The sequence below is a fragment of the Pectobacterium sp. S5 genome (assembly GCF_051707265.1).
Classification (GTDB): Bacteria; Pseudomonadota; Gammaproteobacteria; order Enterobacterales; family Enterobacteriaceae; genus Pectobacterium; species Pectobacterium polare.
Map to the genome: position 1 here is coordinate 1,624,394 of NZ_JAULSZ010000001.1, position 17,101 is coordinate 1,641,494.

Here is a 17,101-nt window from a genome sequence, read left to right on the forward strand (position 1 = left end):
CAGGCAGGCGGCAAGAGAAGGCATCCCGATGAGCTTACTCAAGTAAGTGATTCGGGTGACAAATCTGCCGGGAGCAGATTTGAACGCTGCTAGCAGCGGCCCTTAGGGCGAGGCCCACGACGGGCCGAGTATTTAAGCGCAGCCAACACACCTGCAACTTGAAGTATGACGGGTATACCCTTTAGAGGGAAAGTAAGATGCCTACAACCTCGTGCTACTACAAAAACAACCGTAACTTCTGGATTTTCGGCGCGTTCTTCTTTCTTTATTTCTTTATCATGGCAACGTGCTTTCCGTTTTTGCCAATTTGGCTGGCGGACGTTATCGGGCTCAACAAGACCGATACTGGCATCGTTTTTTCCTTCCTGTCGTTGTTCGCGATCCTGTTTCAGCCTTTCCTCGGCATCCTGTCCGATAAGCTGGGCATGAAGAAGCACCTGCTATGGGTGATCTCTGTGCTGTTGCTCTTTTTTGCCCCTTTCTTTCTGTATGTCTTCGCTCCGCTGTTAAAAATCAACGTGATACTAGGTGCTTTAGTCGGCGGCCTGTATATCGGGTTCTCTTTCAGCGCGGGAGCCGGAGCCATTGAAGCCTACATCGAACGCATCAGCCGACAGCACCACTTTGAGTACGGTAAGGCGCGCATGTTTGGCTGTTTTGGCTGGGGTATTTGCGCCTCAACGGCGGGTATGCTGTTTAACATCAATCCCGATATTGTGTTCTGGATGGGATCCGGTTCGGCGATTATCTTGATCGTGTTGCTGTGTCTGGCGAAGACGGAAAGCAACCCGACCGCCGCCGTCATGGATTCACTCGGGGCCAACGCCTCGCCTTTTAGTGTGAAGATGGCGTTAGGATTGCTGGCCAATCGCCAGTTCTGGCTACTGGTGCTGTACGTGGTCGGCGTCGCCTGTATTTATGACGTCTACGATCAACAATTCGCTAATTTCTTTAAATCATTCTTTAGCTCGCAGGAACAGGGCAACCAGATCTTTGGTTTTGTCACCACCGCAGGGGAAGCAGCAAATGCGCTGGTGATGTTCTGTACGCCGTGGCTTATTAACCGGATCGGCGCTAAAAATGCGCTTCTGGTGGCGGGAACGATTATGTCGATCAGGATTTTGGGATCGGCCTGTGCCACCTCCATCACGGAGGTGATCATACTGAAAATGCTGCACGCCTTCGAAGTACCGCTGCTGCTTATCGGGATTTTCAAATACATCGCCAATACGTTTGATTCGCGCCTGTCGGCCACGATTTATCTGGTGGGCTTCCAGTTCGCCAAGCAGTTTATGGCGATATTCCTCTCCTCCGTCGCAGGCAATCTGTACGACCGCATCGGCTTCAACCAGACTTACCTTATTCTGGGCGGCATCGCGCTTACCTTTACCGCGATCTCCGCTTTTACGCTGTCATCGTCACGTAGCTCGGCGGGGATGAGCTCTCAGGCTGCGCATTAAAGGTGAGTCGAGCGGTGATAATGGGTAGATCGTAAAGACGCTGCAAGTACCTCCCTGTAAGCTCGAGCCGCGCCATCCCTGGCGCGGACGCTTTACTCTTCTATCCCATTATCACCGTTTTCGTTCTGCAAATAGGCTTGTTAACGATCTAAATCGCTCAGAACCGTTTTTCAACGCTCACCCCGCCCCGTTGAATGAGTGTCAACTGGGCGGGGATAGTGTTATTTCACGTCTCGCAACGCCGTTTTATCCACATAAGGCTTCATGATGCCATCCGCCTCTTTTTGTGCGGCAGCGGCAGCGTCATCGACCTTTTTCGCCGGATCGTTTAGCAGCGCCGCCAGCTGATTTTCCATCGCTTTGCGTACTGCAACCGTTTCATAGGTGGCGTACCACGGATGGGCATATTGCAGCTGTGACAGCGCAATGGCCGCACGCGGATCTTTCGCCAGATAGTCCTTCATTTCCGGCAGATCGTAGGCCGCCATGCGCGGGGCGAAGTAGCCGGTAAAACGACTCCAGTTTCCGCTCACTTCTGGGCTGACCAGATAGTTCATAAACTGCCAGGCCGCTTTCTTCTGATCTTCAGAAATCCCTTTGAAGCTCACCAGACTTGCCCCGCCGATGGTCACGCCACGACGCTCTTTTTCCGGCATCATCGCCACGCCGAGCTGGAAATCTTTGGTGTTTTCACGCATAAAGCCCAGCGCGCCGGTGCTCAGCATCGTCATCCCCAGCTTGCCGGAGAAAAACGCGGCGCTGATCTGTTTGGAATTCAGCACGCCAGCGGGCATCACTTTGTCGCGATACACTAAGTCGCGCCAGAACTGGAGCGCGCCTTTGGTTGATGCGGTGTTGTAATACACTTCGCCCGGATAGTCGGCATTGTAATACGCCCCGCCGTTGGCACGCGTCAGCGCAGACAGCATCCAGCCGCCGTAGTCGTCGTTCGTGGACGGGATCATGATGCCCCACTGCCCTTTTGCTGGGTCAGTCAGCTTCTTCGCAACCGTAATCACTTCATCCCAGTTTTTCGGCGGTTCGTTGAAACCGGCTTTCTTCAGCATGTCTTCGTTGTAATAAAGGATCGGCGTCGAGTTGTGGAACGGGATCGCATAAGTTACGCCCATCACCTGCGCGTTCTGATGCAGTGCAGGCCAGAAATTTTTGGTCAGGAATGGCGTGGCCTTTTCGTTGCCGTATTTGAACAGCTCATCCATCGGCAGAATTTCATCTTTGATGACCAGATCGGCAGTGAAGTTTGCCGACATAATTACCAGCGCCGGAGGATCGCCCGCTTTAGCAGCGGCTTCCGCTTTCACCTTCGTCGTGTCGTAATTGCCGGTGAAGATCCCACGCACTTCAACCTGATCCTGCGATTGGTTGTACTCCTTGATGATGCGCGTCATTTCCATCGTCAGCTTGCCATCAACCGGCGCGGGAAACATGAAATCGATACTCTCTTTCGCCAGCACAGGGCCGGACATCAGCAAGGCTATCGCCAGCGCCATCATACGGGGCTTACGCATTTCTTTTCTCCTGGGATAAATTACGGGCGGTTTGCCCGGAAAACCAATGACAATCCTGCGGTGAAAAATGAAGCACAATGGAGGCGCCGACATCCGGCACGCCATCGCGATTTGGCCGACGGTAACGAATATTTCCCAACGGCGTATCCACATGAATCAGATACTCCGCGCCAAACAGCTCCCGTTGCTTCACCGTTCCCGACAATGACAAGTCGCCGTCTGACGCGGCGTGTTCGGTAATATGCTCAGGGCGGATCCCGAGCAGCACACTAGTTAATGAACGCGTTTCTTCACTGGCGGGCAGCGCCACAGACAATGCCTGTAGAAATGCCAGTCCATCAGCACAAGGCAGCGTCACCATATTCATCGCAGGCGTGCCGATAAATCCGGCGACAAAGACATTCGCGGGGTGAGAATACAGCTGTTCCGGCGTGCCAACCTGTTGCAGCACGCCGCGATCCAGCACGGCGATTCTGTCCGCCATCGTCATCGCCTCGATCTGATCGTGCGTGACGTAAACGGTGGTCGTTTTCAGCTGCCGATGCAGATCCATAATGCCGTCCCGCACGTCGCTGCGCAGACGGGCATCCAGATTCGACAGCGGCTCATCCATCAAAAACAAGCGCGGATCGCGCACGATCGCCCGCGCCATTGCTACGCGCTGGCGCTGACCGCCGGACAGTTTCCCCGGCTTGCGTTTCAGGAGTGGCTCAAGCTGGAGCAGGCTGGCAACGCGCTGCACGCGCTGTGGGTATTCCGCTTTCGGCTCACCGCGCATCCGCATCCCGAAAGTGATGTTCTGCTCGACCGTCAGGTGCGGAAACAACGCGTAGTTCTGGAAGATCATCGAGAAATTACGCTGCTTCGGGCTCCACGTCGTAATGTCGTCGTCACCCAGCAGGATTTGCCCATCACTCACGTCTTCCAGACCGGCCAGCATACGCAGCAGCGTACTTTTGCCGCAGCCAGACGGCCCGACCAGCACCAGAAACTCGCCGTCAGCGATATCCAGCGACAGCGACGCCAGTGCCTGCATGTGCTCGAAGCGTTTACTGATATTACGTAACTGAATCACTGCCATTACGCATCCACCGGACAGCTGATACGCGGATCGTAGAGGTAAGGCCCAGGGTACGAGGTGATCGACTGGCTGTAGCTCACCAGCCCGGTGACTGGCACATAGCGGTGCATGACCACACTGGCAGGTTCCAGGTTGTAGTACGACGTATCGTCATAGTAGAAATACGGCACCTGATGGACGGTACCCGGCACGGTGGCGATAATCGCCTGCCGATGCTGCGTCATAATCAGGCGGTGCGTATGTCCACAGAAGATCCGCGTAAGCTGCGGGAAACGCTCGATCAGCGTCAGCAGCTCACTTCCGTTTTCGCAGGCGATCCGATCCATGTGTGCCGATCCCAGTGGGAGCGGTGGATGGTGCATGAAGATCGCCGTTTCGCGCGTTGAGTGCTCCTGCAACTGCTGCTCCAGCCAGCCCAGCGTGGACGGCGTCAACCAGCCTTTCGCCTGCCCAGCCAAACTCGTATCGATGAACAGCAGGCGCATCGGGAAGTCATCCACCGCATAGCGGATGTTCTCGGGATCATCGCCTAACTGCGGGCAAAGCGGGCGCATTGCATTGAGGAAATGCTGCTTATCATCATGATTGCCCGGAATCACATACATCGGGTAATCCAGCATCTGCAACACGCGCTGTGCCACCTGATACTCCTGCGGGCTTCCGCAGTTGACGATGTCGCCGCTAATCACCACCGCGTCCGGCCGCTCGCTCAGCGCGTTTAGCTGGTTAATGACCTTGGCGTTTTCTCCGTTAATATCAATAAATTCATAGAGCTTGCGCCCCTCACTGCGAAAATGCAGATCGGAAATTTGTGCCAGCAACATAACCACCACCTCTATCGTTATTTCGCCCGTTGGCGATTCACTTAATGCCCGAGAAGCCGAAGCTGCTCAGGAACTGCTTCTGGAACACCACAAAAGCCACCATCAACGGCAGGCACACCAGCAGCGTACCCGCGCAGATCAATCCCCACTGCCCGCCAGATTCCGCGCCCATAGCAAACGACACCAGCCCGATGGTCAGCACCTGTTTGTCAGGGTCATTGAGCACCATCAGCGGCCAGAGATATTCGTTCCAGTGGTAAGTAATGCTGACCGTGGCAAAAGCCAAAATCGACGGCCAGGTCATCGGGATCAGGACGTGAAACACCACCTGCCACCAGCGACAGCCTTCCATCAACGCGGCTTCTTCGATCTCTTTGGCGATATTGAGAAACGCCTGACGCATCAGGAATACGCCAAATGCCGAGGCGAAATACGGCATCATCACGCCGGTCAGGGTATTGAGCAGGCCGAGCTGTTTGAGCGTCATCATGTTCGGCACCATCATGACGACGGGCATGATCATCATTTGAATCAACAGCAGGTAGAACAGCAGCGTTTTGCCGCGAAATTCGTGATAGGCAAAGATGTAGCCCGCCGTGGTGATCGTCACCAGCTGTACCAGAAACGTGCCGACCGCAAAGATCAGCGTGTTGGTGTAAAGCCGTAACCAGTCAGCGCTGTCCCACGCATCGCGGAAGTTATCGAGCGTCAGTGGGAGACGCGGTAATAGCGAGGCCATGTCCACGCCAAAGCTGCTGGTGCTGACGGAAGAAGACAGCATCCAGATAAACGGGCTGACCCACAGTAACGCAGCGCAAATCAGCAACAGCGGCAGTGTGAACCGCGTCGTAATGCGCAGCGGATGGCGATTGGCAACGCTGCGGTTTGCAACATGCCGAACGTCAACGCTTAGGTTCTCAACATTCGGGTGATCAACGCTCGGATTTTCAACGTTCATAGTGCGCCCCTTTCTCCAGCACTTTCAGATTCATAATGGAAAAGGCGAACAGTATCGCCAGCGTCAGGAAGGTGGCCGCAGAGGCTTTACCCAGATCGTGCGTGTCATTCGCCAGATCCTGGATGTAATAGAGCAGCACGGTCGTCGCATTATTCGGCCCGCCGCGCGTCATCACGGCAACATGGTCGATCTGGGTAATGGCGTAGATAAAAGCGATGGTGACCACAAAGGCGATAGTCGGCCGCAGCAGCGGCAGCGTGACGTAGAAAAACACCTGACGCCGTGAAGCCCCTTCCATCAGCGCCGCCTCGCGTGCAGAGGCTGAAACGGCTTGCAGACCGGCGAGAAAAAACAGCATGTAGTAACCGGCGAATTTCCAAATACCGATGATGCTCACTGCGACCAACGCACTGTCGCTCATGCCGAGATAGTTGTTGTTCATCGGGCCGAATACTTTCGCCAGATAGTAATCCAGCAGCCCCAACCCCGGCATAAAGATGAACAGCCACAGCGTCGCAGCACTCACCAGCGGAATAATCATCGGAAAGAAGAAAGCAGTACGCAGCCAGCGGTTAACCCGCGTGTTTTCCCACAGCAGCACCGCCAGCAACAGCGCCAACAGCACGCCGGGCACCACCGTCATCAGGATATACAGCACATTGTTCAGCAACGCCTGCCAGAACACTGCGTCCTGCACCAGACGTACAAAATTATCCATCCCGACAAACAGCGGCGTATCGGCATTCAGCCGGGTGTCATACAGGCTGTCGATGACCGAGCGCAACAGGGGGAAATAGGTGAAGGCAAGCAAAAAAACCAGCGTCGGCAACAGCACAAGATAGGGAAAGCATTTTGCACGCATAACTCAAAGGTCGCTCAGTGTGAAACACAGAGGCCTTACCCTAGAACGCTAGCGTGTCAGTGGGGCGTCAGTTTAATGACAGTTTGTTTTCGAAAGTAAATAATTCGCTGGCTAAGTTGAGGGGTTAAATTCAGTACAACAATGAGCTAGCGCCATACAAGCCGCAAAGCAGCCAATACTACAATTTGAAAACCATATCTATACAGCGCATCTCACTCCCAGTAAGAGTGGATTGATATAAGCTTTCCTGCTGAAACAGGAAACCATGCTTTTGATAGAAAGAGTGAGCATTAGGGGTTGAGGATAATGTTAATTGCTCATAACCACGTTCGCGTGCCTCATTCTTTATAGCGTCAAGAATCATTCCAGCCAACCCTCTCCCAACATACTCAGGTAAGGTAAAAATAGCCTCAACACTGCGAGAAGAAATATCGAGAAAACCTGTAGCAACCGGTCTGTTATCTAAATCCACAACAACAAAGAACGGGTTAGTAGCAATAGCTCGCCTGTATCCCTCCGGCATGGATTCTGGTGTCCATGCTGCAATAATTGTCGCTTCATAGCTGCTCTTGCATCCATGGCGGATAGCCTGATTCCTGATCTCCCAACATTCTTCTGCTTCATCAGGTTCTGCAAGTCTGACTTTCATTTTATCTCCATTGTGGGCTATCCCTACCCACTGCTTATGCCTAACTGATTAGGTGATACAAGGCGGTATCTGAAAACTATCGTTAATTCGATAACTCAGTGTCCGCCTATCACATCACTGGCAGTAACCATCTCAACGATCGCGGTTAATTACGCATAATCGCTCATCGGCACACACGAGCAGAACAGGTTACGGTCACCGTACACATCGTCCAGACGCTTCACGCTCGGCCAGTATTTGTGTTCGCTGCCTGCCGGGAAGACCGCCAGCTCGCGGCTGTACGGGTGCGCCCAGTCAGCCACCAGCTCCGCCTGCGTGTGTGGTGCATTGACCAGCGGATTGTCATCCAGCGGCCATTCACCCTGCGCAACGCGGTTGATTTCGGCACGGATCGCCAGCATCGCGTCAACAAAGCGATCGATCTCTACCTGACTTTCCGATTCCGTTGGTTCCACCATCAGCGTGCCCGCTACCGGGAATGACATGGTCGGCGCATGGAAACCGTAGTCGATCAGGCGCTTGGCGATATCCATCTCGCTGATACCCGTGCTCTCTTTGAGCGGACGAATATCCAGAATGCACTCGTGCGCCACGCGACCGTCACGGCCGGTGTAGAGCACCGGATACGCCTGCTGCAAGCGCGTCGCGATGTAGTTGGCGTTCAGGATCGCCATCTGGCTAGCCTGTTTCAGCCCTTCCGCGCCCATCATGCGGATGTACATCCAGCTAATCGGCAAAATAGACGCACTGCCGAACGGTGCTGCAGAGACCGCGCCTTGTTCCGTCAGCACACCCTCGATTTTGACCACCTGATGACCCGGTACAAACGGTGCCAGATGCGCTTTCACGCCAATCGGCCCCATGCCTGGCCCGCCACCGCCGTGCGGAATACAGAAAGTTTTATGCAGGTTCAGGTGCGAGACGTCTGCGCCAATGTAGCCCGGCGTCGTGATGCCAACCTGCGCATTCATGTTCGCACCGTCCAGATACACCTGACCGCCATATTGATGCACGATCTGGCACACTTCGCGGATCGTCTCTTCATAGACGCCGTGAGTGGATGGATAGGTCACCATGATGCAGGAAAGCTGTTCGCCCGCCGCCTGCGCTTTCTCACGCAGATCGTGCAGATCGATATTGCCCTGCTTGTCACAGGCGACCACTACCACGTCCATCCCCGCCATCTGCGCCGATGCTGGGTTAGTACCGTGGGCGGAGCTAGGAATCAGGCAGAGATTGCGGCCAGCTTCATTGCGGCTTTCATGATAGCGACGGATCGCCAACAGCCCCGCGTATTCACCCTGCGCGCCTGAGTTGGGCTGCATGCAAATCGCGTCATAGCCCGTCAATTGCACCAGCCAGCCCGATAGCTGTTCGATCATCTGACGATAGCCCAGCGCCTGTTCCGTCGGGCAGAATGGATGCAGCTCGGCAAATTCCGGCCAGGTAATCGGCAGCATTTCCGCCGCCGCGTTGAGCTTCATGGTGCAGGAACCAAGCGGGATCATCGCCTGATTCAGCGCCAGATCCTTACGCGCCAGACGGTGCAGGTAGCGCATCATCTCGGTTTCGCTGTGATAGCGGTTGAACACCGGATGCGACAGGATCGCGTCGTGGCGCACCAGCCCAGCAGGGATCGTTGCCACCTTCTGACCGATAGCCGCATCAAGCGCGTCAATATCCAACCCGTGATCGTCGCCTAACAGCACGGCAAACAGCGCCAGCACGTCTTCACGCGTGGTCGCTTCATCCAACGTGATGCCTACCGCACTCGCCAAATCGCTGCGCAAGTTGATGCCAAAACTTAATGCCCGACTCAGCACCGCGTCTTTGTCCGCGACTTCGATAGTCAGCGTGTCGAACCAGCTGCGATGACGCAGCAGCAGCCCGCCCTGCGTTAATCCCGCCGCCAGAATATCGGTCAGACGATGGATACGTCCTGCGATACGTTTAAGCCCTTCCGGCCCGTGGAATACCGCATACATCCCCGCAATGTTGGCCAGCAACACCTGCGAGGTACAAATATTGGAGTTCGCCTTCTCGCGGCGAATGTGTTGTTCACGCGTCTGCATCGCCATGCGCAGCGCGGTATTGCCTGCCGCATCGCGCGACACGCCGATAATACGTCCCGGCATAGCACGTTTATGTTCATCACGGCAGGCGAAGAACGCCGCGTGTGGCCCACCGTAGCCCATCGGCACGCCAAAGCGCTGTGCGGAGCCGAAGACGATATCCGCGCCCTGCTTGCCCGGTGCGGTCAACAGCACCAGCGCCATAATGTCGGACGCCACGCAGCTGACGACCTTGCGTGCTTTCAGTGCGGCCATCAGGTCGCTGTAATCGTGCAGTTCGCCCGTCGTCCCTGCCTGTTGCAGCAGTACGCCGAACACCGCATCGTCTTTCAACGCTTCTTCCGCCTTACCAATGACAATCTCAAAACCGAAAGTTTCTGCACGGGTACGCACCACGTCCAGCGTTTGCGGATGCACGTCGTCGGCGACGAAGAAACGTTCGGCCTGTTTGAGTTTGCTGATGCGCTTCGCCATCGCCATCGCTTCCGCCGCCGCGGTCGCTTCATCCAGCAGCGAAGCAGAGGCCAAATCTAGCCCGGTTAAATCCTGTGTAACCTGCTGGAAATTCAGCAGTGCCTCAAGACGCCCCTGAGAAACTTCCGGCTGATACGGCGTATAGGCGGTGTACCAGCCTGGGTTTTCCAGCACGTTGCGTAAAATCACTGGCGGCATCAGCACCGCGCTGTAGCCCATACCGATGTAGCTTTTATAACGTTGATTGCGTCCTGCAATGGCCTTCAGCTCAGCTAACGCTTCATGTTCCGTCACCGCCTCTCCCACCGCTGGCGGGCTAGGCAATTGAATGTCCACCGGGACAATCTGGCGGATCAGCGCATCCAGCGACGTCGCGCCGACCACCGACAGCATGTGCTGCTGTTGGCTGACGGAAGGACCGATATGGCGCTCGATAAACGCGCCGTCATGTTCGAGTTGACTGAGTGTCTGGGTCATTACAGTAATTTCCTGCATTAATCGTGATCGCTGCCGCGCTGAAAGATGACGCGGGCGAATAAAACAAAACGCCCCCGGTTCAGCAAAACCGGGGGCGCGATAACTACTCGTCTTCTTCTAGCGACGCCTGATAGCCTTCGGCATCAAGCAATTCGTCCAAATCAGACTCATCAGAAATTCTGATGCGGAACAGCCAACCATCGGTATAAGGCGCGCTGTTGACCAGCTCTGGGGAGCCTTCCAGATCTTCGTTAACTTCTAGGATCTCACCGCTGATGGGCGCATAAATATCCGACGCCGCTTTTACCGACTCTACCACCGCACAGTCATCGCCTGCGGCGACGACCGTGCCAACTTCTGGTAAATCGACAAAGACCATATCACCCAGAAGCTCCTGCGCGTGTTCGGTAATGCCCACGCTGTAGACACCATTGCCCTCGTGCAGTACCCATTCGTGCGACGTGGTGTATTTTAATTCTACTGGTACATTGCTCATTGCATCCCCTTTCCTAAAGTCGTTAATCCCGTGCGCTTATCTTTACAGGCAAGCGGCTATTAATACTGAACGATGGCTTTTCCGGCGCGGACAAAGCCGGGTTTGGTCACATGGACAGGCAGTTCACGGTGACGAATCTGCACAATCGCCTGTTCACCAATCCCCACCGGAACACGCGCCAGCGCTATGCTCACGCCAAGCGTCGGCGAGAACGATCCGCTGGTGATGACCCCTTCTCGCATCGCGCCATCACTATCAGTAAAGCGCACAGGTAAATCATTGCGCAATACGCCTTTTTCCGTCAGCACTAAACCAACCAGTTGATCGGTCCCTTTTTCGCGCTGATGCGTTAATGCTTCACGTCCGATAAACTCGCGATCCTCCGGCTGCCAGGCGATTGTCCAGCCCATATTGGCCGCCAGCGGCGAAATGCCTTCATCCATATCCTGACCGTACAGGTTCATCCCCGCTTCCAGCCGCAGCGTATCACGTGCGCCCAGTCCGCATGGCTTCACGCCAACAGTCAGCAGTTGTTGCCAGAAATCGACCACCTGCTCATTCGGCAGCGCAATTTCATAACCGGCTTCGCCTGTATAACCCGTCGTGGCAACGAAGAAGTCGCCCGCCTGCTTGCCAAAAAACGGCTTCATGCTGGCGACAGCAGCCACGTCTGCATCACTCAGGCCTTTTGCCTTCAGGATTTCTTGCACTTTTTCCTGCGCCTGCGGGCCTTGCACCGCGACCAGCGCCAGATCGTCGCGCTCACGGATTTCAACCCCGAACGGTGCAGCATGCTGCTCGATCCAGGCGAGATCTTTTTCACGGGTCGCGGAGTTCACGACCAGTCGGAAATTGTCTTCCGTGAGAAAATAAACGATCAGATCGTCGATGACGCCGCCGGAGGCATTCAGCATGCCGCTATAAAGCGCTTTGCCTGGCTGTGTGAGTTTGGCGACATCATTCGCCAGCAGATAGCGCAGGAATTCACGCGTTCTCGCGCCGTGCAAATCGACGATGGTCATGTGGGAGACATCAAAAATGCCGGCTTCCCGACGCACAATGTGGTGCTCATCCAACTGGGAACCGTAATGCAGCGGCATCATCCAGCCGTGAAAATCCACCATTTTGGCGCCATCGGCCAGATGTTGTTGGTGCAACGGGGTCTGCTTTGCCATTCTTCATCCCTCTTCAGCGCATGGCGTTCAGGCGATAAAACACACTGCGCAAACGATATCTTATGACTGAACTTACCACCGACGCGCAGGTTAAACCACTCTCTTAGTCATAAGATAAATTATATAGAAGACAAAGAAAGTCGAGCCGCCCACAAAAAACAAAGCAGCGTAATATTCTTAATAAATGACAAAAACAAGCACGTAAATTATTTAAATCAGAGAAAACCACAAATTAATGACATTAAAACTGGCTAATGCAGGCATTGACACGCAACTGAAAACGCCATTCGGATTAGATAATATAATGATAAAAACAAACCTAAATTAGATTTTTTCAATCAAAAACCAACAACGCCCCCCAGACTGACTCCCTCCCTTACGCTGCATTCTGTGAACCGCTTCTCAGGCGTCTTTACCTCAGTGCCAGCGAACAAGATGACATGGCACCTGACGGAAGGCGCTGATAACCGATTTATCCCACACTAATAGCAAGGAATTGCGCGGCATGTATTTTTCGCTTTATCAAAATCAAACGTGATTAGGAGATAGATGATGGCTAACAGAATGATCCTTAACGAAACGTCCTACTTTGGCGCGGGCGCAATTGCCCACATCGTCGATGAAGTGAAGCGGCGGGGGTTCAAAAAAGCGCTGCTGGTGACGGACAAGGACTTGGTAAAATTTGGCGTCGCGACCAACGTCACGGCGAAGCTGAATGCAGCAGGCTTACCCTACGATATCTACGATGAAGTGATTCCCAACCCAACCATCGCCGTGGTGGAAAAGGGCGTCGAACGCTTCAAGGCATCGCAGGCCGATTACCTGATCGCGGTTGGCGGAGGCTCACCGCAGGATACCTGCAAGGCTATCGGGATTATTATCAATAACCCTGAATTCGCCGATGTCCGCAGTCTGGAAGGCGTTGCGGCCACCCGTCGCCCTGCCGTCCCGATAATCGCGATCCCGACCACCTCCGGCACGGCCGCAGAAGTCACTATCAACTACGTCATCACGGATGAAGAAAAACGCCGCAAATTCGTGTGCGTCGATCCGCATGATATTCCGATTGTCGCTATCGTCGATCCCGACATGATGATGAGCATGCCTGCCTCGCTGAAAGCCGCTACGGGGATTGACGCCCTGACGCACGCCATTGAAGGCTTCACCACCAAAGCCGCCTGGGAACTGACCGATACGCTGCATCTGAAGGCCATTGAGATTATCAGCCGTTCACTGCGCGATTCCGTCGCTGGGAAACCAAAAGGCGTGGAAGAGATGGCGCTGGGGCAATACATCGCTGGCATGGGATTCTCGAACGTCGGGCTTGGGCTGGTACACGGTATGGCGCACCCGCTTGGCGCGTTTTACAACACCCCGCACGGCGTAGCCAATGCCATCCTGCTGCCGCATATCATGGCCTACAACGCGGATTATACTGGTGAAAAATTCCGAGACATCGCCGTGGCAATGGGGGTAAAAGGCGCGGCAGAGATGCCGATTGCTCAAGCACGGGAAGCCGCAATTAACGCCGTGAGGCAGCTTTCCCACGATGTAGATATTCCACCGAGGCTGCGTGATGTGGGAGTAAGAGAAGAGGATATTCCCGCACTGGCACAGGCCGCCTTTGATGACGTTTGTACGGGCGGCAACCCGCGCGATACGAATATCGATGAGATTAAAGCACTGTATCGATCTATTTATTGAGAATATCTCAACGCCACCCGCGATATCCCGCGGGTGGCCGTTCACTATCGTGGAATTTTCTCTTCAATACGTTGGATCAAGTAGGGATAAAACGGATTCGATGACAGTCGCAGCAGCGTATCCAGATCGACCACCAGCGCAGCACGTTCTCCTCTTGGGGTAATTTTCCCCAGCGGCAAGCCAAACTCGGTAGGGTTCTGTGAGAAACGGCCATACAGCGAATCTGAATCCGGGAACGGCAGCGCGACATGCGATAGTGAATACACGTCAGATGGATAATCCATTCCCAGCTCGCGCGTCTGTTCTTGCGTCGTCCCCGCGGCGACGTCAAACGCTACGGCACGCGAACTATGCGGGACAGCATTGGATATCACCGTTGTATCGTAATGGCGTGGAGCGGCAGGTAGCAGTTGGCTGACAGCACCATTCGTTGACTCACGCAGAAGCGGGCCAAAATTAACGGTACGGTTTACATCAAAGAGTACAAGCTGACTGCCGTTAGCAGGCAACAAATTATAGAACGCCGTAATAACGGCACGCGTACTAACGGTGAAATCCATCACCGACTGGAACGTCAGCACCGGCGGCATATTGACCAACGTGCTCGCCTGCGCTTTACGGCTTAGCTGACTCTGAAGTTCATGCGTCAACAGCCAGGATTGGCGAGCACCATTTACCGGAAATGAATTGTATTTGAAGGGATTAAATTCCGGCAAAATACCCAGCCAAGCAGATTTGGCAAAGGCGGGAAAGATCGCGGGTAACCCAGCCAGTCCCGCAAAGCGCGCATAGCTGGTAATACCGATCATCGGGGAAATGAGGATGAGCTGGTCAGGGCGCACCAGCGCGGGATTATCTAACGCATCCAGTGCGTACTTCAGCGCCAGCGCACCGCCGTTGGAAAAGCCGACAATATGTAGCGGCAGCCTTTGGCCCTGTTGCATCGTCAGGTGTGACGTCGCTTCACGCACAGCAAGCCTCGTAGCCGCTAGCCAATCTTCCCATTCCACATCGGTCAGCGCCCCCGGCACCGTCCCGTGGGCAGGTAAACGAATCCCGACCACGAAAAAACCACGTTGGCGATAACGCTCCGCAACATGTCGCAAGCTGTAGGGGGAATCGGTCAGGCCGTGCAACATCACTACCGCGCCTTTCAGTTCCCCTTCCGGCGACAGTTCATAGGAACGATTCCAATCATGTTGAAATTTCCCAGGATAAACCGGGCTACCCGAAAAGTAGCGGTTGACCGGACGCTGTTCATCTTCGTCCAATTCCTGCGTGACGTGCTGATTAACTTGCTGGAAGATGAGTGCTTCCTGCTTTACATACGCAGTCCAATCGCTTTTATCCAACTCATCAGCGGACAGTTCATCCGGCACATAGGTATGCCAGGGTGCAAGCGGCGGCCCGCTTTGCGTATCATAAACGCGAATAGCCAGCAGCGTCATCGCGATCACCCCAATCACAATGAGCCCACGTCTGACAATGCGCCGGGCTGATTTCATTAGCATGCTCGTTTCCCTTACCGTTACCGTGTAGCGATGCAGATGATTCTAAAGAAAATCATGCAGACACACAGTATTATTTAGGGAAACACGACACACTCCCGCCCGATACCACACAGGCGGGTGATTACCTGCACTATCAGATCAGCACGCTAATATTTAGATTCTCCATCAGCCAGTGGTTATCGGAATAATCAACGGGGATCGCAATCACGGCAGGGCCGTCAACGTCCATCGCCTGACGGAGTTTGCTGACCAGTTCATCCGCGGATTCCACCGCAAACCCTTTAGCACCGAATGCTTCCGCATACGCTTTGAAGTCAATCGGCCCAAACGACACGCCCGCCGGACGGTGGTATTTGTGCAACTGCTGGATTTCCACCATGTTGTAGCCGTTATCCACCCAGATGATATGCAGAAGATTGCTTTTCAGGCGCACTGCCGTTTCCAGCTCCATACTGGACTGCATAAACCCGCCGTCGCCGGAGACGGACACCACTTTTTTGCCGGGCTGCACCAGCGATGCGGCGATCGCCCACGGTAGCGCCACACCCATCGTCTGCTGGCCGTTGGTCATCAGAATCTGTCGCGCCCGGAAGCTATACAGGTAACGCGCTAGCCAGATATGGAAACTCCCCATATCTACACACAGCGTGACATCCTCATTCACGATATCCTGCATCGCCCGCACCAGACGCAGAGGGTGGATCGCAAACCCCGCCATGTCGATCGCGCGCGTACTGAGATCGTGACGCTGGCGCTGACGATCCTGCAATACGAACCGTGTATCAGCAGACAAGATAAACGGTTCGCTGATGCAGGTATTCAGCGTGTCCACCGTCATCGCGATATTCCCCAGCAACTCAATATCGGGACGATAAGCACTGTCGATCTCCGCCCGCAGCACATCGATGTGGATCAGCGTCGCCTTACCGCTATTCCACAAAACCGGATCGTACTCAATCGGGCTGTAACCTACGGTCACGATCACGTCCGCCTGTTGCAGTAGCTTATCGCCAGCCTGATTGTTGAATAATCCGACACGTCCGGCAAAGTGATCGAACTGCTGCTGATCGATCACGCCAGCAGCCTGATACGTGCTGGTCACGGGGAGTTTGCTATGGTGAAGGAAACGACGCAGCGCCTGCGCATTTTCCTGCTGGCTGGCCATTAATCCGAGCAACAGCACCGGATTTTTAGCCTGCCGCAGCCGTTTGGCCGCTTCGGCAATGTCGCTATGCGGCGCGCCGTTTAGCAATGGCAAGTTCGGACACGCCAGCACCGGGCTAATGACCGGTTCATTGACGATATCCTGCGGCAGGCTGACAAACGCCGCCCCCGGACGCCCGCTCTCCGCTGCTCGGAACGCATTCGCCAGCACTTCAGAAATCGCACTGGATGCCGTGATTTCCGCACTGAATTTACTGACTGGCTGAAACAGGCTGACGGTGTCCAGACTCTGGTGCGTCAGCTTAAGTTTATCTGCCCGCTTAACCGCTCCGCCCAACGCCACAACGGCATCTCCCTCTGCGGTCGCCGTTGCCAGCCCAGTCACTAAATTTGAACAACCGGGGCCAGACGTCACCAGCGTCACCCCCGCTTTCCCCGTGAGACGCCCTATCGCCGCCGCCATAAACGCGCCGTTCGCCTCATGCCGTACGGGGATCGTTTGGATCGTTGAGTCTTCCAGCTCATCAAACACGCGATCGATTTTTGCGCCGGGAATACCAAAAATATGCTTCACGCCCTGCGCTTCCAGGTGCTTTACAATCAGCTCGGCTCCGCTACTCCAGCTTTGCTTTTCGGTGGACTTTTCCATGACATGACTCCGATGA

General features: G+C 54.7%; 13 protein-coding genes. 2 read left to right on the forward strand and 11 right to left on the reverse strand.

Going from position 1 to position 17,101, the window contains the following annotated elements; genetic code table 11:
* Positions 1–197 precede the first annotated feature (197 nt).
* Positions 198–1,460: an MFS transporter gene (locus tag QWJ20_RS07255; RefSeq protein ID WP_109410755.1), complete on the forward strand. Its 1,263-nt coding sequence runs from the start codon at positions 198–200 to the stop codon at positions 1,458–1,460.
* A gap of 221 nt (positions 1,461–1,681) precedes the next feature.
* On the opposite strand, the gene QWJ20_RS07260 is transcribed toward QWJ20_RS07255, so the two are convergent.
* The 9 genes from QWJ20_RS07260 to gcvT form a co-directional block, all read right to left on the reverse strand.
* Positions 1,682–2,989 (reverse strand): ABC transporter substrate-binding protein, encoded by a 1,308-nt coding sequence (locus tag QWJ20_RS07260; RefSeq protein ID WP_433992181.1) that lies wholly within the window; start codon positions 2,987–2,989, stop codon positions 1,682–1,684.
* On the reverse strand, positions 2,982–4,070 hold the full coding sequence (locus QWJ20_RS07265) for an ABC transporter ATP-binding protein (protein WP_205594972.1): 1,089 nt from the start codon (positions 4,068–4,070) through the stop codon (positions 2,982–2,984). The genes QWJ20_RS07260 and QWJ20_RS07265 overlap by 8 nt, the downstream gene beginning before the upstream one ends.
* Positions 4,070–4,894: a phosphodiesterase gene (locus tag QWJ20_RS07270; RefSeq protein ID WP_433992182.1), complete on the reverse strand. Its 825-nt coding sequence runs from the start codon at positions 4,892–4,894 to the stop codon at positions 4,070–4,072. The genes QWJ20_RS07265 and QWJ20_RS07270 overlap by 1 nt, the downstream gene beginning before the upstream one ends.
* 37 nt (positions 4,895–4,931) lie before the next feature.
* On the reverse strand, positions 4,932–5,852 hold the full coding sequence (locus tag QWJ20_RS07275) for a carbohydrate ABC transporter permease (protein ID WP_433992183.1): 921 nt from the start codon (positions 5,850–5,852) through the stop codon (positions 4,932–4,934).
* Positions 5,842–6,714: a carbohydrate ABC transporter permease gene (locus QWJ20_RS07280; protein ID WP_433992184.1), complete on the reverse strand. Its 873-nt coding sequence runs from the start codon at positions 6,712–6,714 to the stop codon at positions 5,842–5,844. The genes QWJ20_RS07275 and QWJ20_RS07280 overlap by 11 nt, the downstream gene beginning before the upstream one ends.
* A gap of 178 nt (positions 6,715–6,892) precedes the next feature.
* Positions 6,893–7,363, reverse strand: a complete 471-nt coding sequence (locus tag QWJ20_RS07285) for a GNAT family N-acetyltransferase (protein WP_120358711.1) — start codon at positions 7,361–7,363, stop codon at positions 6,893–6,895.
* 149 nt (positions 7,364–7,512) lie between these two features.
* The gene (gene gcvP, locus QWJ20_RS07290) at positions 7,513–10,386 is read right to left on the reverse strand and encodes an aminomethyl-transferring glycine dehydrogenase (RefSeq protein WP_433992185.1); all 2,874 of its coding nucleotides are present in this window, start codon (positions 10,384–10,386) and stop codon (positions 7,513–7,515) included.
* Positions 10,387–10,489: 103 nt separating this feature from the next.
* Complete coding sequence (gene gcvH, locus QWJ20_RS07295) at positions 10,490–10,882, reverse strand: glycine cleavage system protein GcvH (RefSeq protein WP_095701601.1); 393 nt, start codon at positions 10,880–10,882, stop codon at positions 10,490–10,492.
* A gap of 59 nt (positions 10,883–10,941) precedes the next feature.
* Positions 10,942–12,057 carry a glycine cleavage system aminomethyltransferase GcvT gene (gene gcvT, locus QWJ20_RS07300; RefSeq protein WP_433992186.1) on the reverse strand — a complete coding sequence of 372 codons (1,116 nt, stop codon included), beginning with the start codon at positions 12,055–12,057 and terminating at the stop codon, positions 10,942–10,944.
* Positions 12,058–12,609: 552 nt separating this feature from the next.
* Here gcvT and fucO point away from each other — a divergent pair.
* Positions 12,610–13,761, forward strand: a complete 1,152-nt coding sequence (gene fucO / locus QWJ20_RS07305) for a lactaldehyde reductase (protein ID WP_433992398.1) — start codon at positions 12,610–12,612, stop codon at positions 13,759–13,761.
* A 44-nt stretch (positions 13,762–13,805) separates the two neighbouring features.
* Here the strand turns inward: fucO and QWJ20_RS07310 are convergent, their stop codons facing one another.
* A complete protein-coding gene (locus QWJ20_RS07310; RefSeq protein WP_174871908.1) occupies positions 13,806–15,272 on the reverse strand; it encodes an alpha/beta hydrolase in 1,467 nt (488 codons plus the stop codon).
* 133 nt (positions 15,273–15,405) lie between these two features.
* Positions 15,406–17,085 carry an acetolactate synthase AlsS gene (gene alsS, locus QWJ20_RS07315; RefSeq protein ID WP_433992187.1) on the reverse strand — a complete coding sequence of 560 codons (1,680 nt, stop codon included), beginning with the start codon at positions 17,083–17,085 and terminating at the stop codon, positions 15,406–15,408.
* Positions 17,086–17,101: the final 16 nt, after the last annotated feature.

What these genes read in the sequence shown, in the direction of transcription:
- QWJ20_RS07255 (WP_109410755.1), top strand. Translation starts at nt 198, where the DNA reads ATGCCTACAACCTCGTGCTACTACAAAAACAACCGTAACTTCTGGATT.
- QWJ20_RS07260 (WP_433992181.1), bottom strand. Translation starts at nt 2,989, where the DNA reads ATGCGTAAGCCCCGTATGATGGCGCTGGCGATAGCCTTGCTGATGTCC.
- QWJ20_RS07265 (WP_205594972.1), bottom strand. Translation starts at nt 4,070, where the DNA reads ATGGCAGTGATTCAGTTACGTAATATCAGTAAACGCTTCGAGCACATG.
- QWJ20_RS07270 (WP_433992182.1), bottom strand. Translation starts at nt 4,894, where the DNA reads ATGTTGCTGGCACAAATTTCCGATCTGCATTTTCGCAGTGAGGGGCGC.
- QWJ20_RS07275 (WP_433992183.1), bottom strand. Translation starts at nt 5,852, where the DNA reads ATGAACGTTGAAAATCCGAGCGTTGATCACCCGAATGTTGAGAACCTA.
- QWJ20_RS07280 (WP_433992184.1), bottom strand. Translation starts at nt 6,714, where the DNA reads ATGCGTGCAAAATGCTTTCCCTATCTTGTGCTGTTGCCGACGCTGGTT.
- QWJ20_RS07285 (WP_120358711.1), bottom strand. Translation starts at nt 7,363, where the DNA reads ATGAAAGTCAGACTTGCAGAACCTGATGAAGCAGAAGAATGTTGGGAG.
- gcvP (WP_433992185.1), bottom strand. Translation starts at nt 10,386, where the DNA reads ATGACCCAGACACTCAGTCAACTCGAACATGACGGCGCGTTTATCGAG.
- gcvH (WP_095701601.1), bottom strand. Translation starts at nt 10,882, where the DNA reads ATGAGCAATGTACCAGTAGAATTAAAATACACCACGTCGCACGAATGG.
- gcvT (WP_433992186.1), bottom strand. Translation starts at nt 12,057, where the DNA reads ATGGCAAAGCAGACCCCGTTGCACCAACAACATCTGGCCGATGGCGCC.
- fucO (WP_433992398.1), top strand. Translation starts at nt 12,610, where the DNA reads ATGGCTAACAGAATGATCCTTAACGAAACGTCCTACTTTGGCGCGGGC.
- QWJ20_RS07310 (WP_174871908.1), bottom strand. Translation starts at nt 15,272, where the DNA reads ATGCTAATGAAATCAGCCCGGCGCATTGTCAGACGTGGGCTCATTGTG.
- alsS (WP_433992187.1), bottom strand. Translation starts at nt 17,085, where the DNA reads ATGGAAAAGTCCACCGAAAAGCAAAGCTGGAGTAGCGGAGCCGAGCTG.